The 1,440-nt window shown below is 54.4% G+C and carries 1 pseudogene; it reads right to left on the reverse strand.

The features are described 5' to 3' along the window. Positions 1 to 34 precede the first annotated feature (34 nt). Positions 35 to 1,331 (reverse strand): annotated as a pseudogene (locus EAW56_RS12215) (IS3 family transposase). Positions 1,332 to 1,440: the final 109 nt, after the last annotated feature.

The following is a 1,440-nucleotide window of genomic DNA, read 5'->3' on the forward strand; positions in this document are numbered from 1 at the left end:
TGAACTGGCCCCCGAAAGTTGGACTGGTTTAACTCTAGGTGGTTAGGGCTTCAAGGGTCTGATTTCGATATTGCATCGGGGTCAGGCCCTTGAGTCGTTGTTGGATGCGTTCGGTGTTGTACCACTGGATGTAGTCGTCGATCGCCTGGTTGAACTCTGCGACGGTGTCGAAGACTTCTCCGTGGTACATCTCGGTTTTCAAGTGGCCGAAGAAGTTCTCCATGACCGCGTTGTCGTAGCAGTTGGCTTTACGCGACATCGACTGAACACCGCCGTTGTCATAAATGAGGTTGCGCCAGGACGAATGCTGGTACTGGAAACCTTGATCGGTGTGCATCATCCACCCAGTCTCAGGTGCACACGCCACGATCGCTTTGGCCAACGAGGCGGAGGTAAACGCTGTCGACGGCGAGGTGGCCACGGTGTGGGCAACGATTGTGCGGTCGAACAAATCCATCACCGGTGACAGATATACCTTGCGACCTGCGACCCTGAACTCGGTGACATCACTGACAAAGACGGTGTTTGGCTTGTCCGGGGTGAAGTTGCGGTCAAGCTTGTTATCAGCAATGCGGTTGACGGTGCCGCCGCATGAAACATAGGGCCTGCGCTGGCGGATCTTGGCGCGAAGACCCATCTCGCGCATGAGTTTAAAGACAAGTTTGTGGTTGACTTCCCACCCCTGGTTGCGTAGGTCAAGCAGGACTCGCCTGTAGCCGTAGCGATGCTTGTTACGTTCGAAGCTTTCCCGGATCGCAGCTTTGAGCGCAGCGTGCTTGTCCGGCTCGCTGAGTCGTTTCTGGTGGTAGAAGAATGTCGACCGGGCCATTCTTGCTGCCTCAAGCAGGTATTCCAGGCGGTGGTGTGACTTGAGGATGACAATCGCCTGGACTTTCAGGCGCGTCCCTGACTCCTCAAGTCCCGCAATTTTTTTAAGTAAGCGTTTTCCGCTTCGAGACGTTCGATCTGGCGGCGCAGCTTGTCCTCCTCCGTGAGCAGTTTCGGCGCGACCGAACCTTTAGGCCTGCCTTTCGGCTTCGGTTTTAACGCGTCATCGCCGTCTTTACGCCATTTCCACGACCACTGGCTGACTAGCTGCTCTGATGACAGGCCAAATTCACGCGCGAGATCCATCGCTGTCTCACCAGCAAGGTGGCGTTGGACAACTTCCTTCTTGATTTCGAACGAATACTGCTGCTTAGTCGGTTTCTCCACAAGACATAGCCTGCCATGCAGCGTAAACCGACGATAGAGCATACGGACGGCGTATTTGGAGACACCAAGAGCAGTGGCAGCAGCCTTAAAGCCCATGCCTTGCTCAAATAGTGCAACCAACTGCTCGCGCTGATGCTCACTCAGCGAACTTCGAGCTCTCAATGAAAACTACTCCCCACTAGTCGGTAACTGATTTTCTCAGTCCAACTAATGGGGAGCAGTTCA

Source organism: Corynebacterium gottingense (genome assembly GCF_003693265.1).
GTDB classification, from domain to species: Bacteria; Actinomycetota; Actinomycetes; order Mycobacteriales; family Mycobacteriaceae; genus Corynebacterium; species Corynebacterium gottingense.